We start from the raw sequence: 26,094 nt of genomic DNA on the forward strand, positions 1-26,094 counted from the left end.
TGCCCCCCTCTGCCCTGCGGGCATTCACCCCCCGAGGATATTTAGAGCGCAAAGAAGTCGAAGAGCAGCCCGCCTGTCGAAGCGCGCCCCCCTTCCCATCACTTTGCCCTAAATACGCCGGGGGGTCCGGGGGGCTGGCCCCCCGGGGCTGCTACGGGTGCTTCCCTCTCCGCGGCGGGAGGCGCGCGGGGTGGGCGGGTGGGAGCGTGCCTCCCGCCGCCGGGCGCGACGGGTCAGCTCTTGAAATCGGTGCGGTGGAGATCCTCGAGGAGGTCGAGCAGCACCTCCATCCGGTCCTTGCCGAAGCGGGATTCGAGCCGGGCGAAGAGCGCGCGGTTGGCCTGGGCGTGGTCCTCGATCACCTGTTGCCCGGCCTCCGAGATCGTCACGATCGAGCGGCGGCGGTCCTCGGCGTCGGTGGCGCGAGTGACGAGGCCCTGATCCTCCATCGCCCGGAGAATCCGGGTCAGCGAGGGCAATTGCAGGCAGGCCCGTTCGGCCAGAAGGCTCTGATCCAGCGCCCCGGCCTCGTCGAGCACCCTCAGCACCCGCCACTTCTGCTCGTTGATCCCGGATTCCGCCAGCATCTCGCGCACCGGGCCCATGACGGTCTCCCGCGCGCGCAGCAGCGCGATGGGCAGCGAGCGGGCGGTGGTGCGCAGCGGTGTCTTGCTCATGGCGTTGCTCTGGCCGAACCTCCCGCACAAAGCAAGGGAATTGCGCGGCCGCCTGGCGCAGGCGAAAGGCCGGGCGGCGGATCTTTGCAATTGACAGGAGCGCGGCAATAACTTAACAAAGCAAGTATCGAATCCGGGGAGGGAGCCGTGCCGCATCTGTCGATCGAGTATTCGCGCAACCTCGAGGCGCGGCTCGACATGCCGGGTTTCCTGCGCGTCCTGCGCGATGCGGCGGTGGCGACCGGGGTCTTTCCGCCCGCCGGGATCCGGGTCCGGGCCTTTGCCGCCGACCATGTGCTGATCGCCGACGGCGACCCGAAGCACGCCTTCATCGACATTTCCGTCCGCCTGCGCGGCGGCCGCTCGCCAGAGGACAAGGCCCGCGCCACCGCGGCAATCTTCGTCGCGGCCGAAGCCTTCTGCGCCGAGGATCTGGCCACGAATTCGCTGATGCTCTCGCTGGAAATGCGCGACATCGACCCGGGGCTGAGCCCGAAAACCAGCTCCATCCGCCGTTTCCTGCCGAAGGACATGCAAGCATGAGTGACCTCGCCACCCGCCTGTCGCAGCTGGACACCCACCTCGCCCGCTATCGCGACCACGGCATCCTGAACCTGATCGCCGGGCAGGACGTGGCCGGATCGGGCGGCAGTTTCGAGACCCGCTCGCCGGTCGATGAAAGCCTGATCTGCACCGTCTCGCGCTCGACTGCCGCTGATGTCGATGCCGCCGCCCAGGCCGCCAAGGCCGCCTTCCCGGCTTGGGCGGCGATGGACGGCACCAAGCGCAAGGCGATCCTGCATCGCATCGCCGATCTGATCGAGGCCCGGGCCGAGGAAATCGCCCTCTGCGAATGCTGGGATACCGGGCAGGCCTGGCGTTTCATGTCCAAGGCGGCGCTGAGGGGGGCGGAGAACTTCCGCTTCTTCGCCGATCAGGCGCCCGGCGCCCGGGACGGCCAGACGCTGCGCGCGCCGGGACAGCTGAACATGACCAGCCGCCATCCCATCGGCCCGGTGGGCGTGATCACGCCCTGGAACACGCCCTTCATGCTGTCCACCTGGAAGATCGCCCCGGCGCTGGCCGCCGGCTGCACGGTGGTGCACAAACCGGCTGAGTTCAGCCCCCTCACCGCCCGCATCCTGGCCGAGATCTGCCGCGAGGCCGGGTTGCCGGACGGCGTGCTGAACCTGGTGAACGGCTTTGGCGAGGATGCCGGGAAGGCGCTGACCGAGCATCCCGACATCAAGGCCATCGCCTTCGTGGGCGAGTCGAAAACCGGCTCGATGATCATGAAACAGGGCGCCGACACGCTGAAACGGGTGCATTTCGAGCTGGGCGGCAAGAATCCGGTCATCGTCTTCGAAGACGCCGATCTGGACCGCGCCCTCGATGCCGTCATCTTCATGATCTATTCGCTGAACGGCGAGCGCTGCACCTCCTCCTCGCGCCTGCTGGTGCAGGAGTCGATTGCGGAAAAGTTCCACGCCATGCTGGAAGCGCGCGTGAAGCGCATCAAGGTCGGCCACCCGCTGGACCCGGCGACCGAGGTGGGGCCGCTCATTCACAAGGTCCATTTCGACAAGGTCCTGTCCTATGTCGGCATCGGCAAGGCCGAGGGCGCGACCTGTGCCGCGGGCGGTGAGCGGGTCGGCGACAAAGGCTGGTTCGTGGCCCCGACCCTCTTCACCGGCGCCACGCCCGGCATGCGGATCGCGCAGGAGGAGGTCTTCGGCCCCTTCCTGACCTCGATCCCCTTCGAGGACGAGGCCGAGGCGCTGGCCATCGCCAATGACGTGGCCTACGGGCTGACCGGCTATCTCTGGACCAACGACCTGACGCGCGCGCTGACCTTCGCCGACCGGCTGGAAGCGGGGATGATCTGGGTGAACTCCGAAAACGTCCGCCACCTGCCCGCGCCCTTCGGCGGCGTGAAGGCCTCGGGCATCGGGCGGGACGGCGGCGACTGGTCGTTCGATTTCTACATGGAGACGAAGAACGTGGCCTTCGCGCTGGGTCAGCACAAGATCCAGCGCCTCGGCGCCTGAGGGAGGGGATCATGGGAGAGCTGGTTCTCGCCGCCAAGATGACGCACGTCCCGACGCTGCAGATGTCGGAACAGGAGGGGCGCCTCAAGGGCACCCGCCAGCCGGCCATCGACGGCCATCTGGAAATCGCGCGGCGCGCCAAGGCGCTAGGTGTCGATACCGTGGTGATCTGCGACACGCATTGGCTGGTGAACGCGGGCTTCCATGTGAACGCAAATGAGCGGTTCGAGGGGTTGCTGACCTCCAGCGAGTTCCCGCAATTCATCCGCGACATGCCCTATGCCCATCGCGGCAACCCGGCGCTGGGCGACCTGATCGCCGAAACGGCGACGGAGATGGGGGTCTATACGCTGGCCCATCACCTCGATTCTCTGGATCTGGAATACGGCACGCTGGTGCCGATGAGCTTCATGTCGCGCGAGCATGACATGAAGGTCGTGAGCGTCGCCGCCTTCTGCACCGTGCATGGCCATGACGAGAGCCGGGTGCTGGGTCAGGCGATCCGCCGGGCGATCGAGGCCTCGGACAGCCGGGTGCTGCTGGTCGCCTCGGGGTCCTTGAGCCACAAGATCTGGTCGAACAAGGACTATGCGCCGAACAACGGCACCTTCACCATCAGCTCCGAGTTCAACCGGCAGGTCGATCTGATGGTGCTGGACATGTGGCAGCGGGGCGATCACGCCACCTTCCTGAAGATGCTGGGCGATTACGCGCAGCATTGTTCGGGCGAGGGCTCGATGCACGACACCGCCATGCTTTACGGCGCCCTGGGCTGGGACGCCTATACCGGCAAATGCGAGGTGGTGACGCCCTATTTCCCGTCCTCCGGGACCGGGCAGGTCAATGTGATCTTTCCCCTGTAGGATGGGCAATATTGCCCATCCTACGCCGCCATTCGCCCGCCTTTGTCAGGAGGCCCCATGCCGATCCCCGCGCCCAATCTCTACCCGCCCTTCAACATCCTGCGGCTGAGCCATGTCGAATACCGGGTGACCGACCTCGCCCGCTCGCGCGCCTTCTGGGTCGATACTCTGGGATTGCAGGTGACCGGCGAGGAACCCGGTCGGCTCTACCTGCGGGCCATGGAGGAGCGCGGGCATCATTGCGTGACGCTGGTCGAGGCCGCCGAGCCCTCGGTCGGCGTGCTCGGGTTCAAGGTCTTTGACGACGGCGAGTTGGACAAGGCCGCCGCCTGGTTCGCCCGTCGGGGCCTGCCGGTGGACTGGGTGGAAAGCCCCTTCATCGCCCGCGCCTTCCGCACCCGCGATCCGTTCGGAATTCCCTTGGAATTCTACGCGCGGATGGAGCGGCTGGAACCGATCCACCAGAAATACGCGCTTTACCGGGGGGTGAAGCCGCTCCGGATCGACCATTTCAACATGTTCGCCTCGGACGTGGACGCCTCGGTCGCCTTCTACAACCAGATCGGTTTCCGGGTGACGGAGTACACAGAGGATGCGGAAAGCGGCCGTTGCTGGGCCGCCTGGATGCACCGCAAGGGCGGGGTGCATGACGTGGCCTTCACCAATGGCCGGGGACCCCGGCTGCATCATACCGCCTTCTGGGTGCCGACGCCGCTCAACATCATCGACCTGCTCGATCTGATGGCGACCACCGGCTATGTGGCGAATATCGAGCGCGGGCCGGGGCGGCACGGGATCTCCAACGCCTTCTTCCTCTATATCCGCGACCCCGACGGGCACCGGATCGAGATCTATTGCTCGGATTACCAGACCGTCGACCCCGATCTGGAGCCGATCCGCTGGGACCTGAAGGATCCGCAGCGCCAGACCCTCTGGGGGGCGCCGGCGCCGCGGTCTTGGTTCGAGGAAGGGGCGGTGTTCGAGGGTGCGGAGCTGGTGGAGTCGCTGTTGACGGCGCAGCCGATCGTCGCCCCGTGAGAGGCGGGGGGCTGCCACCCCCCGGAGTCCGAAAAGGGCGGGGGGCTGCCGCCCCCCGCACCCCCTGCTTCAAGGAGGGTTTTCCACCCTCCTTGAAAATCCACCCGAGGATATTTGGAGCGCAAAGATGAAGACACGGTTCGCGACCATCGAGGCCGGGGGGCGGCAGGTGTACGGCGTGGTCGTGGAGGGCGGACTCATCGTGCTGTCCGATGACTTCCCGCATTGGCCGACGCTGAGGGCGGTGATCGCGGCGGACGGGCTGGACGATCTGGCGCGCGCAGCGGCGGGGCGGGCCGTGACCCATCCCGACGGGAGTTTCACTTTTTCAATCCCGGTGCCCGATCCCGAGAAGATTCTCTGCGTCGGCGTGAACTTTCCCGACCGGAATGCCGAATACAAGGACGGCACCGCGCAGCCCAGGTTCATGTCCCTCTTCCCGCGTTTCGCCCGCTCCTTCACCGGCCATGGCCAGCCGCTGATCCGCCCGCCCGAGAACCAGACCCTCGATTACGAGGGCGAGGTCGCCGTGGTGATTGGCAAACCGGGGCGGCGGATCCGGGCCGAGGACGCTTATGACCACATCGCCGGACTGACGCTGTGCAACGAGGGCACGATCCGCGACTGGGTGCGGCATGCGAAATTCAACGTGACGCAGGGCAAGAACTGGGACCGCTCGGGCGCCATCGGCCCCTGGATGGTGGCCTTCGAGGATCCGGCGCAGCTCGATCAGGCGCGGATCGTCACCCGGGTCAATGGCGAGGTGCGGCAGGACGATGTGCTCTCCCGCATGATGTTCCCGATCCGCGAGGAGATCGCCTATATCTCGACCTTCACCACGCTGGTGCCGGGCGATATCATCGTCACCGGCACGCCGACCGGGGCCGGCGCGCGCTTCGATCCGCCGCGCTATCTGGTGCCCGGCGATGTGGTGGAAGTGGAGGTCGAGGGCATCGGCATCCTCAGAAACGGGGTGGCCGACGAATGACACCGGAGCAGCATCAGGCCGCCGCCGAGGCGCTTTTTCAGGCCGAACGGACCGGCACCCAGATTAGGCTTCTGTCCCTCGCCCATCCCGGGATGACGCTGGACGATGCCTATGCGGTGCAGGCGGCGCTCGTTCAGCGCAAGAAGACCGCCGGGCGGCAGGTGATCGGCTGGAAGATTGGCCTGACCAGCCGCGCCATGCAGGATGCGCTGAAGATCGACACGCCGGATTCGGGCGTCCTGTTCGATGACATGCTGTTCGAGGACGGGGCGGTGATCCCGGCCGGGCGCTTCATCCAACCGCGGATCGAGGCCGAGATCGCCTTTCTGCTGAAAGCGCCGCTCCAGGGCGCGGGCGTGACCCGCGAACAGGTGTTGGCCGCGACCGTGGCGGTGGCGCCGGCGCTGGAAGTCCTCGACACCCGCATCCTGCGCGCCGATCCCGCCACGGGCCGCGTCCGGGTCGTCACCGACACGATCAGCGACAATGCGGCGAATGCCGGGATCGTGCTGGGCGCCCAGCGCCATGACCCGCGTGGGCTGGACCTGCGCTGGGTGGGCGCCATCCTCAAACGCGACGGGGTGGTCGAGGAAACCGGCCTCGGCGCCGGGGTGCTAGACGATCCGGTGACCGGCATCGTCTGGCTGGTCGAGCGACTCGCGCGGTACGGGCAGGGGCTGGGCGCGGGCGAGGTGGTGCTGTCGGGATCCTTCATCCGGCCGGTCGAAGCGCCACCGGGCAGCGTTTTCGACGCCGACTTCGGCAGTTTCGGCCGGGTTCGCACAACCTTCGCGCAGGGTTGAGCGGCCGAGCCGCTTCCCTCAGGGCAGGGGATGGTGTAGCGTCCGGCGCGTTGACTCAAGGCGCGTTGGAACATGACCGAGAACCATCATTTTCTGGTTCAGCAGGTGGGCAAGGGGGATAAACAGGCCCTTGCCGCGCTCTATCGCGCCTACGAAAGACCGGTCTACAAATTTATCGTTTCACGTTTGAACGATCCGCACGAGGCGGCCGACATACTCCACGAAGTCTTCATGGACATCTGGCGCGTTGCCGCCAGCTTCGAGGGGAGAAGCCAAGTGCGAACCTGGATTTTCGGAATTGCCTATCGCAAGGTCATCGACGCGCATCGCAAGCGCAGCCGGGTGACCGTCACGGATGAAGTGCCCGAAACCGGCGATGTCGCCGAGGCGGCGGATGCGGGCTATGCCGCCAAGCAGGAAGCCGAGCATCTGCGTTTCTGCATGGGCACGCTGTCGGACGACCATCGCAGCGCCGTCTCGCTGGCGTTCTACGAAGACATGACCTGCGCCGAGATCGCCGAGATCGCCGGCGTGCCCGAGGGCACGATCAAGTCGCGTCTGCACCATGCCAAAAAGCTGCTGCTGCATTGCCTTTCCGGCCGTATCCGCGGGAGGGCCGTGGCATGACCCGCTCCCGCGACGAGATGGAACTGGACCTGGCCTTTCTGGTCAACGGCACGCTGAGCGAGGCCGAAATGGCCGAGATGGAAGCGCTGCTGGCCGAGGATGAGCTGCTGGCCGCCGAGCGCGACGCACTGGCCACGATCCGCGCCGAGATGCAGGCCGAGGAGATCCGCACTCCCGGCGAGTTCGGCCTGGCCCGGCTGATGCGCGACGTGAACCGCGACGCCGCCGCCCCGGCCGCGGCCGAAACCAAGGTCGTGGCGCTGCGCTCGCGCACCTGGATGTGGCAGGCAGCCGCCGCGGTGGCGGTGCTGGCGCTGGCGGTGCAGGCCTATCTGCCGACCACCGGCGCACCGCAGGGCGAGGGCTATGTGCTGGCCGGGGCGAGCGCGCCGGGCGCGCTGGTCGTGAGCTTCGCCCCCGACACGCCCGAGCTGCAGATCCGCGACCTGCTGGTCGGCGCCGACCTGGAAATCGTTTCGGGCCCCTCGGCTCTGGGGCTTTATCGCCTCGACGTCCTCGACGGGGGCGACCTGGACACCGCTACCGCGGCGCTGCGTGCGGCGCGGACCATCGTAGAAAGTGTGGAGAATGCCGAAAACTGATTTCAGGAATGTTGCCAGGTCCATTTTGACCGCCGCCGCGCTCGTTGCAGCGCCGGCGGTTTTGGCACAAGAGAGCGGCTATCCGCCGGGCAACGGCTATTATCATGACGATCCCTCGGGCCCCAGCACCGAACCCTTCGTCACCCCCGGCCAGGGCCGCGCGGTGCGGGTGCAGACCGGCGAGGGCGGGCGCTACGAATGGATCGTCATCGGCCCGCCCGACGAAGAAGAAGCCGTGCGCCGGATCATCATCGAGAATCGCGGCACCATCACCCGGCGCGGCGATCTGGGTGCGCTGGGCGAAGTGCAGCAGATCGCCTTCTTCCCCAGCGAAGCCGCCCGCCAGCGCGCGACAGAGGCGATCGCGGCGCTGGCGCCCAATTCCTCGCTGTCGTGGAACCACATCTATTACATGGCGCAATCGGCCAGCGGCCCGCGGGTCTATGCGCCGCAGCTGATCGGCGACGCCGGCCCCGGGGGCTGCAGCGTCGCGGGCGGCATCACCATCGGCATGATCGACGGCCCGGTGAACACCGAGCACCCGGCGCTGCGTGGCGTCAACGTCACCTATGAGACCATGGTTCAGGGCAACCGCTCCCCCGCCTCGAACCACGGCACCGCGGTGGCGGTGCTGCTGGTGGGCGAGGATCCCTCGGGCCTGCTGTCGGGCTTTGCGCGGGGCGCGCGGCTGCACGCGATCTCGGTCTTCTCCGAGACCGAGGAAGAGCCCGAGTCGAATGTCGAGCGCATCGCCGCTGCCATCGACCGGCTGGTCGCCAATGGCGTGCGGCTGATCAACTTCTCGCTGGCCGGGCCGCCGAACGAAGCGCTGGGCCGCGCCATCGCCGCCGCGGCGGAACGGGGCGTGGTGATGGTCGGCGCCTCGGGCAACGAGCGCCGCCCGGTCGTGGCCTGGCCCGCCGCCGCGCCCGAAGTGATCGCCGTGACCGCTGTCGATGCGGCGCGCCACCGCTTCCGCATGGCCAACACCGGCGTCGAGATGGAATTCGCCGCCCCCGGCGTCGACATCTACGCCGCCCAGGCCCGCGGCGCGCGCTATGTCAGCGGCACCTCCTTTGCCGCGCCCATCGTCACCGCGCTGGCGGCGCGGCTGATGGCCCAGGGCCGTGGCTCGACCGACGCGATCCGCAGCGCGCTGCGGCAGGGGGTGGAGCCCCTGGGCCCGGGCAGCCGCAACACCGATTTCGGCTATGGGCTGGTGCGGTCGAACGGCTGCTGACCGGGCTTTGAGGAACAGACGGAAGGGCCGCGCCGGAGTGATCCGCGCGGTCCTTGGCTTTTCCGGCGCCCCGGCTGCCGCCCGCGCAAAAAACCGGCGGAAAATTTGAACCGGTCGCGGGGGCCGCACGACCCATGGTCACGATGCGATACTGTCCCTGAGGTCCAGAGCCCGCTGCCAGCCAGCCCGCCCGTTTTCCCTCGTGCCGCTCCGACCTTTGTATCCCTCGTTCCTGTCCCAACCCTGCCCCGGAGTTCGCTCCGGGGCTTTTTTTTGCCGCGCCTCCGCCCTGCCGGGCAGCGCCGGAAAAAACATCGCGCGGGCGGCAGAATTCTTTGAACCCCTTCCCCGCCCCCCGCGACTTACGGGCATTCAAGCGGCCAGTCCGCACCGCCTTTGCAAGAGCGACTTTCAGACCCGAGCCTCCCGGCTTTCATCACCTAATCCTATTCTATCCCTTTTCAGTCCCACCACGCCCCGGAGTTCGCTCCGGGGCGTTTTTCCTTCCCCACCGCCCCACCGACGAAAAAACCGCCGCCCGGCGCCGCGGCCGCCGATGGAACGCTTTCCCGCCGGGCGGCAGGTCCACCGCCGGAAACCCGGGCCCAACCCCCGGAACGCGGAACGCTTTCCGCCCCCGGCGCCGCGCCGGGGCCCGCCGCGCTGTTGCCTGCCGCACGGCGATCCTCTAGCGTCGCGCCAGATTCTCAGGACAGTTCCTCAGGGGGGATTCCATGACCGATTTCGGCTTCGACACGCTCCAGATCCACGCAGGCGCCCGCCCCGATCCGGCGACCGGCGCACGGCAGGTGCCGATCTACCAGACCACCGCCTATGTGTTCCGCGATGCCGACCACGCCGCCGCCCTCTTCAACCTGCAAGAGGTGGGCTACATCTATTCGCGCCTGACCAACCCGACCGTCGCCGCGCTGGGCGAGCGTCTGGCGGCGCTGGAGGGTGGCGTCGGCGCCATCTGCACTTCGTCGGGGCATGCGGCGCAGATCATGGCGCTGTACCCGCTGATGGGGCCGGGCAAGAACATCGTGTCGTCCACCCGCCTCTATGGCGGTACGATCACCCAGTTCACCCAGGTCTTCAAACGTTTCGGCTGGTCGACCAATTTCGTCGACACCGATGACCTGGCTGCGGTCGAGGCCGCGATCGACGAAAACACCCGCGCCATCTTCTGCGAGACGATCGCCAACCCCGGCGGCTATGTCACCGACATCCCGGCGCTGGCCAAGATCGCCGACAAGCACGGCATTCCGCTGGTCGTGGACAACACCACCGCGACGCCGTACCTCGCCAAACCCATCGAGATGGGCGCCACGCTGGTCGTCCATTCGACCACCAAATACCTGACCGGCAACGGCACCGTCACCGGCGGCGCGATCATCGATTCGGGCAAGTTCAACTGGTCGAACGGCAAGTTCCCGTCGCTGGCCGATCCCGAGCCCGCCTATCACGGCCTCAAGTTCCACGAGACCTTCGGCGCGCTGGCCTACACGTTCTTCGGCATCGCCATCGGCCTGCGCGACCTCGGCATGACGATGAACCCGCAAGCCGCGCATTACACGCTGATGGGGATCGAGACGCTGAGCCTGCGCATGCAGAAACATGTCGCCAACGCCCAGAAGGTCGCCGCCTGGCTGGAGACGCATCCGGCGGTCGAAGCCGTGACCTATCCGGGCCTCGACAGCTCGCCCTACAAGGCGCGGGCCGAGCGGCTGCTGCCGAAGGGCGCAGGCGCCCTCTTCACCGTGGCGCTGAAGGGCGGCTACGAGGCGTGCGTCAAGCTGGTCGACTCGCTCGAACTCTTCAGCCATGTGGCGAACCTGGGCGACGCGCGCAGCCTGGTCATCCACTCGGCCTCGACCACCCACCGCCAGCTCACGCCCGAGCAGCAGAAGGCGGCGGGCGCGGCGCCCAATCTGGTGCGGCTGTCCATTGGCATCGAGGACGCCGATGACATCATCGCCGACCTCGATCAGGCGCTGGCCAAAGCCTCGGCCTGACGCGCTCACACACAATTCCTTGACTTTCTGTGGCTCGGCGGCACCACCGCCGGGCTTTTTCTTTCATTCGGCGGAATCCTGCTATACGGAGGAGGGAGCACGAGTCGGTGACTCGGCTGATCCCCGTTGGCTGTGATAAACGCGCGGCATGAAACCGAATTTTGCCCTGAAACTGTCGAACGACGGCGCCGAGCTGTTGCACCGGGTCCCGGCTGGCTGGGCGCCTGTCGGGTCTGTCTCCTTTGACGGGGACGATATCGCCTCCGCCTGCGCCGGTCTGATCAAACAGGCCCAGGCGCTGGAGCCTGAGGGGGTCCGCACCAAGCTCGTGCTGCCCGAAAGCGAGTTGCGCTATGCGACCGTGGTGGCCCCCGGCCCCACGGACGAGGCGCGCCGCTATCAGATCGAGGCCGAGGTCGAGCGCCTCACGCCTTACGGCATCGAGGAGCTGGCCTATGATTGGTCGGTCGAGGACGATCACGCGCTGGTCGTGGTCTGCGCCCGCGAGACGCTGATCGAGGCCGAGACCTTTGCCGAGGGGTACGGTTTCAACCCGGTGAGCTTCGTGGCCCATCCCGAGGCCGGGCAATTCCTGGGCGAGCCCTTCTTCGGCGAGACGATGGTGGCGCCGACGCTGCTGCGCGCGGGCGACCATGTGCAGCCCGATGCCGAGGCGATGCGCATCGTCGCCCCGCGCCGGGCCGAGCCGCCGAAACCGGCCCCCGCGCCCAAGGTGGAAGCGCCGAAGGGCGAGGCTCCGAAGAGCGAGACGCCGAAGGCTGCCGAACCCAAGGCCCCGGACTCCAAGGTCGAGGCGCCCAAGGCCGAGGCCCCGACGCCCGCCGCCCCGCGTCCGGCCCCGGTTCCTGATCCCGAGGCGTCGGCCCCTGCCCGCCCGCTCAATCCCCGCGTCGCGCCGATGACGCCCGAATCCCGCGCCCCCGCGCCGGTGCTGCGCACGCCCGCGCTGCAGCCGATCCCGCAAGGCTTCCCGGCCGATCCGGGCGCGCCGGAAAGCACCTCGCGCGTGGGCAGTCTGGTCCGCCGCATGGGCAACCGCCTGCGCCGCGAACAGGCGGCCTCGGCCAAGGCCGAAGTCCCGGCCGCGCCGAAGCCCACGTCGCAACCGGGCCCCGTCGCCGGCAAGGCCGCCCCCGCCATTCCCCCGCTGCGCCCCGCGGCGGCAGGCCCCTCGCCTGCCCTGCCGGTGCCGCCCGCGGTCCCGGCCCCGGCAGCGACAACGCCCCCGGCGACGCCTGCTGTGACGAAGCCCTCCGACGCCGAGGCCAAGCCGGATGCCGAGGCGCTCTCCTTCGCCTCGCGCCGCAAGGCTGCGCCGCCGGTGGCCGTGGTGCCCTCGGCCGCACCCAAGGCCGACGCCTCCCCCGCCGCCAACCCCGGCGGCCGGATCGCCGTGTTGCCCGGCGCCCGCAGCGAGCCCACCTCGGGCGCCGCGCAGCGCATGCTGGACCGCGCCCGGGCCGGGGCCAAGACCGCCTTCGCCGGGGCCAGCGCCGCCGCGCAGAACGCGCGCAGCAAGGCCTCGACCCTGCGCCGCGATCCTGCCGCGCCGCAAGCCCCGGTGCCAACGGCCCCGGCAGCAACGCCTTCGGTGAGTGCGCCCCCGGCGCCCGTCACCCCGCCGCTCGACAAGCGCGCGGCGCGCAACGGGGCGGGCGCCGAGCCCCTCACTGCCGCCTCGCGCCCGCTGGTCAATGACCGCGACAAGGAACGCGAAGCCGAGGCGATGACCATTTTCGGCGCGCGCGGCATGCAGCGCAGCGAGCCGAGCCTCGCCCGCCGTGGCCTGATGGCCGCGGGCGGAGGGCTGTTGCTGGTGGTCGCGGTCGGCGTCTGGACGCTCTATTTCAGCGGCTCGGACGACGACATGCCGCTGGCCGCCACCGGCAGCGGCACGGTCGAAACCGGCGTCCTCCCCGGGATCGAGGCGCCGACCGAACTGGCCACCGCCACCGGCACGACCGAGGCCCCGGCGGCCCTGACCGCTCCGGAACCGGCCGCGACGGAGACCGCCGACGTTGAGCCCGTGCCAGAAGACGCGCCGCAGGAAACCGCCAGCGCCCCGGCGCCCGACCCTGACCAGATGCTCGAAACCCTGGTCCAGGAAGCGCTGAACGAGACGCTGCCGAGCCAGGCCCTGCCGACCGAGACCCCGACCGAGACCCCGACCGAAGCGCCCGCCGTCGCCGCCGAGACCGCCGAAGCCCCTGACGCGAGCCCCGAGGCCGCGACCTCGGGCGGTGAGACGCAACTCGCCGGGACCAGCGATTCGCCGCAGGTCGCCCCGGCCGAGGCTGCGGCCACCCGCCTCAGCCTGCCGAGCGGCTTCCAAGTGCCGGGTGGCGCCGAGGTCAGCTTCGCCGCGCCGCCGCCGCCGCCGCCCTTCGGGACCGAATTCACCTTCGACAGCCGCGGTCTGGTCGAGGCGACGCCGGAAGGGGCGCTGACCCCCTCGGGCGTGACCGTCTTCGCCCGCAGGCCCGATGCCGTGCCCGCGCCGCGCCCCGGCACGATCGCGCCGCCGCCCGCCGCCGAAGCGGCCCCGGCCGAAACCGCGACTGCCCCGGTGGAAGCGGCGCCCGCCGAAGCCCCGGCAGAGGTCGCCGTACCGACTCCGCCGGTCGCCGCCGCCATCGAAAGCGCCATCGCCGAAGCGGTGGGCGAGGCCCCGCCTGCCGAGGCGCCGGCCGTGGCCGACGACACGCCCCGCGCCGATCCGGCGCTGGCCGGTGCCCGTCCCCTGCCCCGCCCCGAGCGCGTGCGCCAGATCGGCGAGGAACTGGAAGCCGAGCGTCAGGCGGCCGAGGGTGACCAGACCCAGCTGGTCGACCCCGCCGCCACGGCCCCCACCGCCATCGCCGCCGACGCGACCGATCCCGCGGTGCTGGCTGGCGCCGCCTCGACCACCGGGCTGGTGGACGATGCCGCCGCCACCCGTGGCGGTGACGCAGGCGGCGCCGCGGTCGAACTCGCGGCGCTTGAAGCGCCCGGCCCGGGCGGCGTGGCGCTGGCCACGCTGCGGCCGCAGCGCCGTCCGACCGATCTGGTGCCGCCGCCCGAACCCACGCCGGAAATCGACCTCTCGGGCGCCACGCCCGAGGCGGTGGCCGAATCGCCGATGCCGGGCGCGCGCCCGAACGATCTGGCCGAACGCGCCCGCGCCATCCTCGCCGCCGCCGCTGCCGCCCGCGCTGCTGCCGCCCCGGTCGCCAACAACAACACCGATGCCGAGGATCAGGCTGGTGAGCCGGTGCAGGCCGTGGCCCGCGCCGAACCCTCGATCCCGACCTCGGCCTCGGTCTCGCGTCAGGCCACCGAGGAAAACGCGATCCGCCTGAACCGGATCAACCTGATCGGCGTCTTCGGCACGCCGAACTCGCGCCGCGCGCTGGTGCGCCTGTCCTCGGGCCGCGTGGTCCGGGTGCAGGTCGGCGACCGGCTGGACGGCGGGCAGGTCGCGGCCATCGGCGATGGCGAGGTCCGCTACGTCAAGAACGGCCGCAACGAAGTCCTGCGCATCGGCGGCTGAGCCTTACCACCGGCATTCCTGAAGCGGGCGAAGGCACTTTACGCCATCGCCCGCTTCGCCTATCCCCCGGCATGACGCAGGAGAATGCCATGCCGCAGGTTCTGAACACCCGAGACGCCGGTTTCGAGGCGGACTTCACCCATCTTCTGGGCATGAAGCGCGAGGATTCCCCGGACGTTGACGCCACCGTCGCCGGGATCATCGCCGATGTCCGCGAGCGCGGCGACGCGGCGGTGATCGCGTTGACCGAGCGGTTCGACCGGCTGGCGCTGACGCCAGAAACCCTGGCCTTCACCCCGGCCGAGATCGAGGCCTATTGCGCCCAGGTTCCGCCTGCGGAACGCGAGGCGCTGGAGCTCGCGGCCGACCGGATCCGCGCCTATCACGAACGCCAGAAGCCCGAGGATGCCCGCTGGGAAGACGCCACCGGCGCCTCGCTGGGCTGGCGCTGGTCAGCCGTCTCTGCCGCCGGGCTCTATGTGCCGGGGGGGCTTGCGTCCTATCCGTCCTCGGTCCTGATGAACGCGATCCCGGCCAAGGTGGCAGGGGTCGAACGGCTGGTCATCGCCTGTCCGACCCCGGGCGGCGCGGTCAACCCGCTGGTGGTGCTGGCGGCGAAGATCTCGGGCGTCGACACGATCTATCGCATCGGCGGGGCGCAGGCGATTGCCGCGCTGGCCTATGGCACGGCGACCATCGCGCCGGTGGACAAGATCACCGGGCCGGGCAATGCCTTCGTCGCGGCGGCCAAGCGCCGGGTCTTCGGCAAGGTCGGCATCGACATGATCGCGGGCCCCTCCGAGATTCTGGTGATCGGCGACGGCACCGGCGACCCCGACTGGATCGCGCTCGATCTGCTCAGCCAGGCGGAACACGATCAGGTGGCGCAATCCATCCTCGTCACCACCTCGCAGGCCGAGGCGGACGCGGTGATGGCCGCCGTGGACCGTCACCTTGAGGTGCTGGAACGGCGCGAGATCGCCGGGGCGTCGTGGCGCGATTACGGCGCGGTGGTGGTCTGCGAGACGCTCGCGCAAGCCGCCGAGCTGTCGAACCGCGTGGCGCCCGAACACCTCGAACTCTGCGTCGACGACCCCGAGGCGCTGCTGGGGGCGATCCGCCACGCCGGCGCGATCTTCCTCGGCCACTGGACGCCCGAGGCTATCGGCGATTATGTCGGCGGCCCGAACCATGTGCTGCCAACCGCCCGCTCGGCCCGGTTCTCGTCCGGCCTCAGCGTACTCGATTTCATGAAGCGCACGACGCTGGCCAAGATGACGCCCGAAGCGCTGCGCGCCATCGGCCCCGCGGCCGAGACCTTGGCGACCAGCGAGAGCCTGCAGGCGCACGGGCTCAGCGTCCGCGCCCGGCTGGACAAGCTGAACGGTTAGGCGCGGGGCAACAGCCCCGCCGCGATCCAGCCATCGACCACCTGCAAGGCGGCCTCGGAAAATTCCGGGTCGTTGATATGGGCGTCGAGTTCGACCAGCGTCACATTCGCCGGGCATTCGTCGCGCATCGCCTGAGTGAAGGCGTCCAGCGCCTCGGGGTCGCTGAGCGGCCCGCCCTCGCGGTCCCATTCGTTGCCGCCCTTGAGCGGCAGCAGGAAGACGACCGGACCCTTGGCCTCGGCCAGCCGCTCGCATAGCGCCTTCGCCATGCCGCGCCGCTCCTCGGCCGTCATGACGACCGAGGTGATCAGCCGGTTGTGCGCATGCGCCGGACGGTCGCGCAGGGCCGCGGGCCGTTCGTGCCAGCCCACCAGGTCAATGAGATCATAGCAACCGATGGAGACGATCTGCGGCACCCCCGCCTTGCCCGCCGCCGTCATGCGGTCCGGCCCCGCCGAGATCGCCGAGCCGTGCAGGTGGTTCGCCACCTCCTGCGGGGCAAAGTCCAGAACGGCGGCAAAAGCGCCCTCGGCGGCCAGCGCTTCGAACGCCCGGCCGCCCATGCCGGTTGCGTGGAACACCGCGACCTCATAGCCCCGCGCCTCCAGCGCCGGTTTCAGGGGGACCATGTAGCGCAGCACGGTCTTGCCGAACGAGCTCATGCCGATCAGCGGCCGGTCCCGGACCGGCTTCTCCACCGCCCGCGCCGCCCCCAGCACGGCCCCCGCCGCTTGCGACAGGGACGCCTTGCAGACCGAGTTCAGCCCGTAGAGCCCCCCCGCCCAGAGGATCATCTGCACATCCGCCGCCAGCCGCTCGGGCGGGATCATCGGCGAGAAGCTGACGGTCGAGACGATGTACTTGGGCACCCCCAAGGGTAGCGCCGCGCAGAGGTCCAGCGCCAGATCCGTGCCCATCGAGCCGCCCAGCACGATCACCCCGTCAAAGGCGCCCTCGCCCTGCAACCGCTTGGCCAGCGCCGCCGAGCCCCGTGCCATGATCTGCATCGCCAGGTTCTCGTCCTCGCCCGCAATCGCCTCGGCGATGGAGGCGCCCCCGGCCTCGGCCACCTGATGCTTCGAGTAATCGGTAGGCGTGGCGGGGTCGCCCAGCACACTGACATCCATGGTCAGCACCGCGCCGCCCTGCCCCCGGATCACCTGCGCCAGATAGCCCAGCTCGTCCTCTTTGGTGTCATAGGTGCCGACGATCAGGATGGTGCGGTCAGCCATGTTTCTCCTCCAGATAGGTTTCGGCCAGCGGCATCGCCGTGGCGACGGCGCGGCGCGAGCGTTCTTCGCCGCCGGGCTCGTCCCGCCTTGGGATGATCCAGCCCAGATATGTCAGCGCCCGGCAGAGCAGCAACAGGTCCAGCGCCGCCGGATCGACGGTGCGGCGGGCGGCATAGCCCTCCAACAGGGCGGCGCGCAGGGCGGGGTAATCGGGCGCGGAAAGCTGCCGCATCAGCACGGTGGCGAGGTCGAAATCGCGAAAGCCCCAGCCGCCGTCGTCGAAGTCGATCAGCACCAGCCTGTCGCCATTGACCATGACATTCTCGGTGATCGCATCGGCGTGGATCAGCCCGAAGTCCAGCGCGGGCTCCAGCCGCGCCAGATGCGGCTCGGCCCTCGCCTGCACCTGCCGAAGGGTGGCGCGCTGCGCCTCGGTCAGGTCGGGGTTCTCCCAGAACGGGCCCCAGAGCGGCGTCTCGCCCAGCAGGCCGGGACGGTCCCAACGTGGCCGGGTGAAGCCCCCGGGCGGGGTCCAATTGTCTGAAAGGTCGTGCAGCCGGGCGAGCAACGTCCCAAGGTGGCGCATATACCCTTCGCGGTCCGCGATCCCCTCCAGCGCGCCCTGCTTGCCGACCATCCGGCCGGGCATCCAGGTCAGCAGATCGACCGGCGTGTCGCCGACAACCTCGACCAGCCGCCCGGACAGCGAGGGGATCGGCCGCGGCACGGTCAGCCCGCCCTCGGCCAGCATCGCCATCCAGTCGAGTTCCGATTGCAGCTCGGCCTCGGTCCGGTAACCCGGCCGGTGCAGCCGCAGCGCATAGGGCCCGCCGGGACCTTCGGCCCGCCAGACCTCGTTCTCGCGCTTCGCGACCAGCGAAACCTGCGCCGGATCGAGCCCCCAGAGCGGGGCCGCCGCGTGTGCGACGCGGCTCATGCCAGCGGGGTCTCGGCCAGCACCCGGTCCAGCGTCTCGATCAGCTGGTCGGCGTTGGCCTTGCTGAACGGCAGCGGCGGGCGGATCTTCAGCACGTTGTAATGGATGCCGAGGAAATTCAGCAGGATACCCTGCTGCCGCATGGCATTGGCCACGCGCTTGGTAAAGGCGGTGGCGGGTTCCCTGGTGCCCCGGTCCAGCACCATCTCTGCCCCGAAGAACAGCCCCGAGCCGCGCACATCGCCGATGCATGCGTGCCTTGTGGCCAACTCCCGCAGCCCGTCGCGGGCGTAATCCCCGACCACGCGGGCATTTTCCTGCAGCCCTTCTTCCTGCACCACGCGCAGGGTGGCGAGCGCCGCCGCGGCGCTGACCGGGTTGCCGCCGAAGGTGTTGAAGTAGCGAAACCGCTGGCGGAAGGCCTGCATCGTGGCGGCGGGCGCGACCACGGCGGCGACCGGGTGGCCGTTCGCCATCGGCTTGCCCATGGTCACGATATCGGGCCTGAGGCCGATCTTCTGGTGCCCCCAGAAATGCGTCCCGACCCGTCCGAAGCCCGGTTGCACCTCATCGGCGATGATGACGCCACCGGCCTTGCGCACGACCGCCTGCACCGGGTCGAGCCAGCCGGCTGGCAGATCGGGGAACCCCTCATTGGCGAAGAAGGGGCAGAGGATCAGCGAGGAAAAGCCATGCCCGGCGGCCTCCAGCGCGTCGATCTGTTCCTGCACCTTGGCGGCGAAGGCCTGCGCATGGGCCGTGCCGGGGACACCGCCGAGCGGCCGGTAGCTGTCCGGCGCCGGCACAAAGCGGACCGAGTCCCAATAGCCGCCGGGCGGCGGGTTGGTCTGGCTCAGCTGATGCACGGCGGTGGTGTTGCCGTGATAGGTGTGGTCGGTGGCGATCACCCCGGTCTTGCCGGTCAGCGCCTGCGCCATGCGCAGTGCGACGTCATTGGCCTCGGACCCCGTGCAGCACATCAGCGCCGTGTCGAAGGGCGCATCGAAAGTCGCCACCAGTGCCTCGACATACTCCAGAATCCCCTCGTGCAGATAGCGCGTGTGGGTGTTCAGCGTCCCGGCCTGCTGGCAGATCGCCTCGACCACCTTGGGATGGCAATGCCCGACATGCGGCACGTTGTTGTAGCAATCGAGGTATTGCCGACCGTCCGCATCCCACAGATGCACCCCCTGCCCGCGCACCAGATGCACGGGCTCGTCATAGAAGGTGCTCATGTTGGGGCCCAGCAGACGGGCGCGGCGTTCGATCAGGGTCTCGGTCACAGCTGGATCCAGGCGGTTTTCAGGTTCACGTATTTGTCCAGCGCGTGCAGGGACTTGTCATGCCCGTTGCCCGATTGCCGGTGCCCGCCCAGCGGCACGGTATTGTCGGCCCCGCCATAGGTGTTGACGTGGACGACGCCCGCGTCGATGGCCCGGACCATGCGATGCGCGCGGCTGAGGTTGCCGGTCCAGACCGCCGAGGCGAGGCCGAAATCGGTGCCGTTGGCCATCCGCACCGCGTCCTCCTCGGTGTCGAAGGGGGTGACGGCCGCGACCGGGCCGAAGACCTCTTCCCGCGCCAGCGTCATGTCCGGGGTCACGTTGTCAAAGACGGTCGGAGCGTAATAGCTGCCGCCGGTCTCGGTCAGGATCCGCTCGCCCCCTGTGCGCAGCGCGCCGCCCTCCTCATGCGCCTTCTCTACGTAATGCTGGACCCGGGCGAGCTGTGCTTCCGACGCAATGGCCCCGGCTTGCGTGTCCAGCCTGAGTGGGTTGCCGATCTTCATGGCGCGGGCTTCCTCGGCCAGCATCGCCGCGAATTCCTCGTGCACCGAGCGTTCGACCAGCAGGCGCGAGCCCGCCACGCAGACCTGACCCGAGTTGCGGAAGATCCCCGCCGCGCTGACCCTGGCCGCCTGCCGCAGGTCCGGCGCATCGGCAAAGACCACGTTCGGGGATTTGCCGCCCAGTTCCAGATAGACCCGTTTCAGGTTCGATCGGGCGGAATATTCCAGGAGCCGCCGGCCGACGCCGCCCGAGCCGGTGAAGACCAGCACGTCCACATCGGGATGCAGGCCCAACGCTTCGCCCGACACCGCGCCCGCGCCGGTCACCACGTTCAGAACGCCCTCGGGCAAGCCGCATTCGGCGCAGATCTCGGCCAGCCTGAGCAGGGTCAGCGAGGCCACTTCCGAGGGTTTCAGCACCACCGAATTGCCCATCGCCAGGGCGGGCGCGATCTTCCACGCGCCGATCATCAGCGGGAAGTTCCACGGCACGATGGCGCCTACCACGCCCACCGGCTCGCGATGCACCAGCCCCAGTACGTTGCCCGCCGTGGGGGCAATCTCGCCGCCGATCTTGTCCAGCGCCTCGGCGTAATAGCGGAAGGTCGCGGCGGCGCTGCCGGGTTCGGCCTTCACCGCCATGGAAATCTCGGTCCCGTTATCCCTCACGCCCAGCACCGCCAGCGACAGCGCCTCGCGCTCGATGGCGTCCGCGATGCGGAACAGGACCTTCTTGCGCTCGGCCGGGGCCGCGCGGGACCACACGCCCGAGGCATAGGCCCGCCGCGCCGCCCGCACCGCCGCATCGACATCGGCGGCCGAAGCGTCGGCGATATCGGTCAGATGCTGCCCGTCGATGGGCGAGGTGACGGCCATGACCGCCCCGCCCGTAGCGGCGACGCGCTGTCCCCCGATGAACAGGCCCTGAGGCGCAACCTTTTGCGCGGCCAGCGCGTCAATGCTCGACTGTTCCATCCCGTTTTCCTTTCCAGTCACGCCACAGCCCCCAGAGGTGCAGCGCCAGTACGATACAGATGAGACAGAAGATGACCATCGCCACCGGCCTGTCGATCCATGAATAAAGCGAGCGGATGCGCGGCAGCGAGGTGCGGAACTTGTTCTCCATGATCCCGCCCAGCACCATGCCCAGGATGATGGGCACCAGCGGCAGGTTCAGCCGTTTCAGCACCACGCCCAGCAGGCCGAAGGCCGCAGCCAGCATGCAGTCGATGGCCGAGTTCCTGAGCGAATAGATGCCGACGAAGCTGAGCGTCAGGATCATCATGCCGAGGAAGCGGTTCGGGATCACCAGCACCTTCAGAAGCGGCCGCGTCGCCACCAGCAGGAAGGCCAGCGCCAGAATGTTCAGCAGCGCCAGGCAGATATAGAGCGCCATCACGAAATCCATGTGGTCGCGGAACAGCGTCGGACCGGGGATCACGTTGTGGACGTAGAAGACAGACAGCATCATCGCCGTCAGCGCCTCGCCCGGGATGCCCAGCGCCAGAAGCGGCACCATGGCGGCGGGCGGCACGGAATTGTTGGCGGTTTCCGAGGCGATCAGCCCCTCGGGGCTGCCCTTGCCGAACAGACCCGGGTTCTTCGAACTGGCGCGGGCGTAGGAATAGCTGAGGAATTGCGAGGTGAACTCGCCCACCCCGGGGATGATCCCCATGATCGTGCCCGACAGCGAGCCCGCAGCGGCGACCCGCTTGTGGCGAAAGACCTCCAGCACGCCGCCCAGCACATTGCCCTTGATCTCGGGCGCGGCCTCCATGTCGTCCTTGCCGACCAGGAGGACAAAGGCCTGCGAGACGGCGAACAGGCCCAGCACCACGACGATCAGGTTGACCCCTTGGTCGAGGAAATTCAGATCGAAGGTGAAGCGGCGGGTGTAATTGTTGGCCTCCATGCCGATGGTGTTGAGGAAGAGGCCGAACATCAAAAGCGCCCCCGCCGCCAGCGACTGCCCGCGATGCGCCACCACGACCAGTACGCAGCCGAGGAAGGCCGCGAGGAAGATCTCGCGCGAGCCGAACATCGGTGCGACGCGGGCCAGTACCGGCGAGAGCAGCACCAGCGCGATGACGGCGAAGATGCCGCCGAAGAACGAGGCGCCGAAACTGAGGCCCAGCGCCCGCGGCGCCTGCCCCTGCTTGGTCATCGGGAAGCCATCGTAAGTGGTCAGCGCGTTGACCGGCGTCCCGGGGGTGTTGATCAGGATGGACGGGATCGAGCCGCCGAAGAGCGCCGAACCATAGATGCCCAGAAGCAGCGTCAGGCCAACGATCGGCTCCATGCCGAAGGTCGCGGGCAGCAGGATGGCGATGGCGACGGCGGGTCCGACGCCCGGAATGGCGCCGATGATCACGCCGCCGACCGAGCCCGCGAGCAGGGCCGCGATCACGTCCCAGCGCGAGACGATGGCCAGCGCGGAGAGGAAAGTATCCAAGATGGAAGCCCCTCAGAGATAGAGGACAAGGAAGTTGCGCAGGCCCTGCGGCAGCAGGTCATAGACCTCGCCCCCCGGGATGCGCACGGCTAGGAAGGACTTGAAGGCCACAACGATCAAAAGGCCCATGAGGGGCGCCAGCCACAGCACCTTCCGGCGATAGCCCAGCCGGAAGGCCAGCAGCGTGGTGAAGACCAGCGTCGTCGGCAGATAGCCCAGCCGCGGCGTCACCAGCACATAGGCCATGAACCACAGCACATATTCCCCGACCCTGAGCCACAGGCCCAGTTCCGCGCGGACATCGCCCCCGCCATGGCGCAGGTTGCGGATCAGGCAGGCGATCAGCTCGCCCGTGCCGAAGACCAGCATGCCGAGGATGGCGATCAGCGGCCAGAGGCCGGGCTGGCGGCTCCAGGGCTGGCCGTCGATCCATTGCGTCTCGGTCGACCAGAGCGCGGCCAGCAGCAGGGCCACCACGAACGAGGCCACGGCAAAGACGATTTCGGCGCGATGGTGCGGCGGATGGGTCAGGTCGGACAGGTCGTGCGCGTTGTCGTCGCTCATGGGCCCCTCGCAGGAAAAGGCCCCGGCGGATTGCGCCGGGGCCATCGGGTCACTGGCCGGTGATCTCGGCGATCCGCCCCATCGTGGCGATATCGCCCTCGATCTGGGCGGTGGCGGCGGCGGTGTCCTGCCAATAGATCTGCGCCCCGGTCTCGGCGGCGAAGGTCTGGGCACGCTCGCTGGCGATGGTCGCCTGCGCCACCTCGGCGATGCGGTCGATCACCTCCTGCGGGGTGCCGTTCGGGACGAAAAGCCCGTTCCAGAGGGAAATCGCCAGATCCGGCGCGAGTTCGCCCACGGTGGGCGCGTCGGGCGCCAGCGGCAGACGCTCGCCGGTCACCGCGGCCAGGATCGTCACATCGTCGAGGCAGGGCATGATCAGCTGGATCGTGGTGTTGATCACATCGACGTCGCCCGAGGCCAGCGTGTTGCAATCGAGCGCGTCATAGGCCGCGTCCGCACCCCAGGCGAAGCCCATCTCATGCGCCAGCGCGAAGCTGACCTGCGTCGGCGTCAGCTGGGCGCCGAAATGGCCCAGCAGCACGTCGTTCGACTGCGCATAGGTGGCCAGTTCCTGCATGGTCTGGAACTCGGAACCGGCCGAGGTCGCCAGCACGAAGGGATAGGTCAGGAAGATCCCGACCGGGGTGAAGGGGTTGGGGTTCAGCTCGGGGATGCCGATCTCGGGCCCGACCACCGGCACGCCGATCACGAAGGAGCCGACCACCGAGCCATCGGCGGCCGAGGTCGCCACTTCCACCGCGCCCGGGAAGGGACCGCCGCCGCCGCCGGGACGGTTCAGCACCGCCGCGGGCTGGCCGTAAGCCGCCTGGAAATCCTCGGCGATCATGCGGGTCAGCACATCCTCCAGATCCCCGGGCGGCCAGGGCACCAGGAAGGTGACCGGCCCCTCGGGGTATTCGGCGAGGGCTGCACCGGCCTGGACCGCCAGAGCAGCCGCCAGGGCAAGGGAAACGCGCATTTTCATTCTTGGCCTCCTCGTTGGTTCATTATTTACACCGACGTTTCAAAAATTAGCTTGCGCGACGGTGTGGATTCGGTCAAGACTTTTCTTGCAACCGCAATGAATGAATTCCGTTCCCGCCCTGGGGCCCTCATGAGAACCGTCGAGAAAGCGTTGAAACTGCTGGACTTCTTCACCGACAAGGTGACGGAGATCGGCCTGTCCGACCTCGCGCGGCTCTCGGGAATCGACAAGGCGACGGTTCTCAGAATGCTGCAGGACATGGCAGAAAGCGGCTTTGTCGAGCAGAACCCCGAAAACAAGCGCTGGCGGCTGGGGGCGGGCATCCTGCGGCTGGCCCGCCTGCGCGAGGCGGCGCAGCCGGTGACGCGCGTGCTGACCCCGATCCTGGAGCGGCTGGCGGGCGAGACGGGCGAGACCGCGCATGCCTCGCTCCTGTCGGGGCGGGATCTGGCCAATATCGGCGTGGTCGAACCGACCCGCGCCAACCGCGTCTATATCGAGCCGGGGCTGGCGCTGCCCCTGCACGCCACCGCCTCGGGCCTCGCCTTCACCGCCTTCGCCCGGCCCGAACAGCGCGACCGGGTGCTGGGGCGCAAGCTGCCCGCCATCACCGGCACCACGCCGGTGACCCGCGACGGCCTGGCCGAGATGCTGACCCGCACCGAAAGGCGCGGCTTTGCCGTGGCCGACCAGACCTTCGAGGCCGAAGTCTATGGCCTCGCCGTGCCACTCTTCGGGCCGGACGGTTTCGCCTGCGGGGCGCTGGCCGTGGCCACACCCGCCTCGCGCGTCAGCGAGCCCCATGAACGCGGCATCCTCGCCGCCCTCGCCCCCGCCGCCGCCGAGGCGACGCTGGGTCTGGGCGGCCGGGTTCCCGCCCATCACCGCATCACCTATTAGGAGCCTCCGATGCCCAAGGACGAGAACTTCCTCAAGGCCAACAACGCGCGCCACCTGTGGCATCCGATGACCCACCCGGCGGATCACCACAAGAACCCGCCGACCATCGTCACCGCGGCCGAGGGCGTCAGGATCACCGATATCGACGGCCATCAGGTGGTGGACGGCGTCGGCGGCCTGTGGAACGTCAACCTCGGCTATTCCTGCCAGCCGGTGAAGGACGCGATTTCGGCGCAGCTCGATACCCTGCCCTATTACTCGATCTTCCGCGGCACCTCGAACGACAAGGTCATCGAACTGGCCGAGGAGCTGAAGGATTTCTTCGCCCCTGACGGGCTGAGCCGCGCCTTCTACACCTCGGGCGGCGGCGACAGCGTGGAAACCGCGCTGCGCCTTGCGCGGCAATACCACAAGATCAAGGGCGAGCCCGGGCGGGTGAAATTCCTGTCCCTGAAGAAGGGCTATCACGGGACGCATTTCGGCGGTGCCTCGGTCAATGGCAACGCCAATTTCCGCACCATGTACGAGCCGCTGCTGCCCGGCTGCTTCCACCTGACCGCGCCCTATCCCTACCGCAACCCGTTCAACGAGACGGACCCGGCGAAGCTCGCGCAGCTGATCCTGGCGGAGCTTGAGGACGAGATCGCCTTCCAGGGCGCCGGCACCATCGCCGCCTTCATCATGGAGCCGATCCTCGGCGCCGGCGGCGTGATCCCGCCGCATGAAAGCTTCATGCCCGGCGTGGCCGAGATCTGCCGGCGGAACGGCATCCTGCTGATCGCGGATGAGGTCATCACCGCCTTCGGCCGCACCGGCGCCTGGTCCGGATCGCGCCTCTGGGGGGTGAAGCCCGATTTCATGGCCACCGCCAAAGCCATCACCAACGGCTATTTCCCCTTCGGCGCGCTGATGATCGCCGATCACGTGGCCGAGGTCTTCGAGAAGGACGAGACCGGCAAGGCGGCCATCGGCCATGGCTATACCTATTCCGGCCACCCGGTCGGCGCCGCCGCGGCCCTCGCCTGCCTGGCCGAGACCCGGCGCCTGAACGTAGCCGAGAATGCCCATGCCCGGGGCAAGGAACTGCACGAGGGCCTGCTGGCGCTTCAGGCCAAATACGACGCGATCGGCGATGTCCGGGGCGGCCACGGGCTGATGCTGGCGCTGGAGCTGGTCTCGGACCGCGCCACCAAGGCCGCGCCCGACAAGGCGGTGGCGGCCAAGATCCAGACGGCCGCCTATCAGGCGGGGGCGATGATCCGGGTCTCGGGTCCCAACATCATCCTCTCACCGCCGCTGGTGCTGAGTTCGGCCGACGCGCAGGTGATCCTCTCCGCCCTCGACGCCGGTTTCCGCGCGCTTTGAGGAGGACATAAGGTCTTGCCAGCCA

Annotated in this window: 22 protein-coding genes; 14 read left to right on the plus strand and 8 right to left on the minus strand. The window is 68.8% G+C overall.

Translation table 11 applies throughout. The annotated features are described in order from the left end of the window. Positions 1 to 233: 233 nt before the first annotated feature. Positions 234 to 677 carry a homoprotocatechuate degradation operon regulator HpaR gene (hpaR, locus tag VDQ18_RS07955; protein ID WP_323020441.1) on the minus strand — a complete coding sequence of 148 codons (444 nt, stop codon included), beginning with the start codon at positions 675 to 677 and terminating at the stop codon, positions 234 to 236. A 147-nt stretch (positions 678 to 824) separates the two neighbouring features. On the opposite strand from hpaR, the gene VDQ18_RS07960 reads away from it, so the two are divergent. From VDQ18_RS07960 to hisD, 12 genes are all read left to right on the plus strand, one after another. Continuing rightward, complete coding sequence (locus VDQ18_RS07960) at positions 825 to 1,220, plus strand: 5-carboxymethyl-2-hydroxymuconate isomerase (RefSeq protein WP_323020442.1); 396 nt, start codon at positions 825 to 827, stop codon at positions 1,218 to 1,220. Continuing rightward, a complete protein-coding gene (gene hpaE / locus VDQ18_RS07965; RefSeq protein WP_323020443.1) occupies positions 1,217 to 2,725 on the plus strand; it encodes a 5-carboxymethyl-2-hydroxymuconate semialdehyde dehydrogenase in 1,509 nt (502 codons plus the stop codon). Before VDQ18_RS07960 ends, hpaE begins: the two co-directional genes overlap by 4 nt. A gap of 11 nt (positions 2,726 to 2,736) precedes the next feature. Further along, entirely contained in the window at positions 2,737 to 3,588 is an 852-nt protein-coding gene (gene hpaD, locus VDQ18_RS07970) for a 3,4-dihydroxyphenylacetate 2,3-dioxygenase (protein ID WP_323020444.1), read from the plus strand. 57 nt (positions 3,589 to 3,645) lie between these two features. Then, the gene (hpaD, locus tag VDQ18_RS07975; protein WP_323020445.1) at positions 3,646 to 4,626 is read left to right on the plus strand and encodes a 3,4-dihydroxyphenylacetate 2,3-dioxygenase; all 981 of its coding nucleotides are present in this window, start codon (positions 3,646 to 3,648) and stop codon (positions 4,624 to 4,626) included. Between the two features lie 127 nt (positions 4,627 to 4,753). Continuing rightward, positions 4,754 to 5,614: a fumarylacetoacetate hydrolase family protein gene (locus VDQ18_RS07980; RefSeq protein ID WP_323020446.1), complete on the plus strand. Its 861-nt coding sequence runs from the start codon at positions 4,754 to 4,756 to the stop codon at positions 5,612 to 5,614. Then, entirely contained in the window at positions 5,611 to 6,417 is an 807-nt protein-coding gene (gene hpaH, locus VDQ18_RS07985; protein WP_323020447.1) for a 2-oxo-hept-4-ene-1,7-dioate hydratase, read from the plus strand. Before VDQ18_RS07980 ends, hpaH begins: the two co-directional genes overlap by 4 nt. Before the next feature lie 72 nt (positions 6,418 to 6,489). Then, the gene (locus VDQ18_RS07990; protein ID WP_323020448.1) at positions 6,490 to 7,044 is read left to right on the plus strand and encodes an RNA polymerase sigma factor; all 555 of its coding nucleotides are present in this window, start codon (positions 6,490 to 6,492) and stop codon (positions 7,042 to 7,044) included. Further along, a complete protein-coding gene (locus VDQ18_RS07995) occupies positions 7,041 to 7,646 on the plus strand; it encodes a hypothetical protein (RefSeq protein ID WP_323020449.1) in 606 nt (201 codons plus the stop codon). The genes VDQ18_RS07990 and VDQ18_RS07995 overlap by 4 nt, the downstream gene beginning before the upstream one ends. 61 nt (positions 7,647 to 7,707) lie before the next feature. Then, positions 7,708 to 8,886 carry a S8 family serine peptidase gene (locus VDQ18_RS08000; protein ID WP_323020450.1) on the plus strand — a complete coding sequence of 393 codons (1,179 nt, stop codon included), beginning with the start codon at positions 7,708 to 7,710 and terminating at the stop codon, positions 8,884 to 8,886. Between the two features lie 734 nt (positions 8,887 to 9,620). Next, a complete protein-coding gene (locus VDQ18_RS08005; protein WP_323020451.1) occupies positions 9,621 to 10,901 on the plus strand; it encodes an O-acetylhomoserine aminocarboxypropyltransferase/cysteine synthase family protein in 1,281 nt (426 codons plus the stop codon). Positions 10,902 to 11,049: 148 nt separating this feature from the next. Further along, positions 11,050 to 14,451, plus strand: a complete 3,402-nt coding sequence (locus VDQ18_RS08010; protein WP_323020452.1) for a hypothetical protein — start codon at positions 11,050 to 11,052, stop codon at positions 14,449 to 14,451. A gap of 89 nt (positions 14,452 to 14,540) precedes the next feature. Further along, entirely contained in the window at positions 14,541 to 15,842 is a 1,302-nt protein-coding gene (hisD, locus tag VDQ18_RS08015) for a histidinol dehydrogenase (RefSeq protein WP_323020453.1), read from the plus strand. On the opposite strand, the gene VDQ18_RS08020 is transcribed toward hisD, so the two are convergent. From VDQ18_RS08020 to VDQ18_RS08050, 7 genes are read right to left on the minus strand one after another with little or no spacing between them, the layout of a single operon-like run. Beyond that, positions 15,839 to 17,074, minus strand: coding sequence for a Tm-1-like ATP-binding domain-containing protein (locus VDQ18_RS08020; RefSeq protein WP_323020454.1), 1,236 nt, complete (start codon positions 17,072 to 17,074; stop codon positions 15,839 to 15,841). The genes hisD and VDQ18_RS08020 overlap by 4 nt on opposite strands. After that, complete coding sequence (locus VDQ18_RS08025) at positions 17,067 to 18,011, minus strand: phosphotransferase enzyme family protein (RefSeq protein ID WP_323020455.1); 945 nt, start codon at positions 18,009 to 18,011, stop codon at positions 17,067 to 17,069. Before VDQ18_RS08025 ends, VDQ18_RS08020 begins: the two co-directional genes overlap by 8 nt. Next, positions 18,008 to 19,294: an aminotransferase class III-fold pyridoxal phosphate-dependent enzyme gene (locus VDQ18_RS08030; RefSeq protein ID WP_323020456.1), complete on the minus strand. Its 1,287-nt coding sequence runs from the start codon at positions 19,292 to 19,294 to the stop codon at positions 18,008 to 18,010. The genes VDQ18_RS08025 and VDQ18_RS08030 overlap by 4 nt, the downstream gene beginning before the upstream one ends. Beyond that, positions 19,291 to 20,775, minus strand: coding sequence for an aldehyde dehydrogenase family protein (locus VDQ18_RS08035; protein WP_323020457.1), 1,485 nt, complete (start codon positions 20,773 to 20,775; stop codon positions 19,291 to 19,293). Before VDQ18_RS08035 ends, VDQ18_RS08030 begins: the two co-directional genes overlap by 4 nt. After that, entirely contained in the window at positions 20,756 to 22,252 is a 1,497-nt protein-coding gene (locus VDQ18_RS08040) for a tripartite tricarboxylate transporter permease (RefSeq protein ID WP_323020458.1), read from the minus strand. The genes VDQ18_RS08035 and VDQ18_RS08040 overlap by 20 nt, the downstream gene beginning before the upstream one ends. Before the next feature lie 12 nt (positions 22,253 to 22,264). Beyond that, positions 22,265 to 22,816: a tripartite tricarboxylate transporter TctB family protein gene (locus tag VDQ18_RS08045; protein ID WP_323020459.1), complete on the minus strand. Its 552-nt coding sequence runs from the start codon at positions 22,814 to 22,816 to the stop codon at positions 22,265 to 22,267. Between the two features lie 49 nt (positions 22,817 to 22,865). Beyond that, entirely contained in the window at positions 22,866 to 23,804 is a 939-nt protein-coding gene (locus VDQ18_RS08050) for a tripartite tricarboxylate transporter substrate-binding protein (RefSeq protein ID WP_323020460.1), read from the minus strand. Positions 23,805 to 23,933: 129 nt separating this feature from the next. Here VDQ18_RS08050 and VDQ18_RS08055 point away from each other — a divergent pair, with 129 nt between their 5' ends. Next, complete coding sequence (locus VDQ18_RS08055) at positions 23,934 to 24,704, plus strand: IclR family transcriptional regulator (RefSeq protein WP_323020461.1); 771 nt, start codon at positions 23,934 to 23,936, stop codon at positions 24,702 to 24,704. Positions 24,705 to 24,713: 9 nt separating this feature from the next. Continuing rightward, positions 24,714 to 26,069, plus strand: a complete 1,356-nt coding sequence (locus tag VDQ18_RS08060; protein ID WP_323020462.1) for an aminotransferase class III-fold pyridoxal phosphate-dependent enzyme — start codon at positions 24,714 to 24,716, stop codon at positions 26,067 to 26,069. Positions 26,070 to 26,094: the final 25 nt, after the last annotated feature.

This window comes from Pararhodobacter sp., assembly GCF_034676075.1.
GTDB lineage: Bacteria > Pseudomonadota > Alphaproteobacteria > Rhodobacterales > Rhodobacteraceae > Pararhodobacter.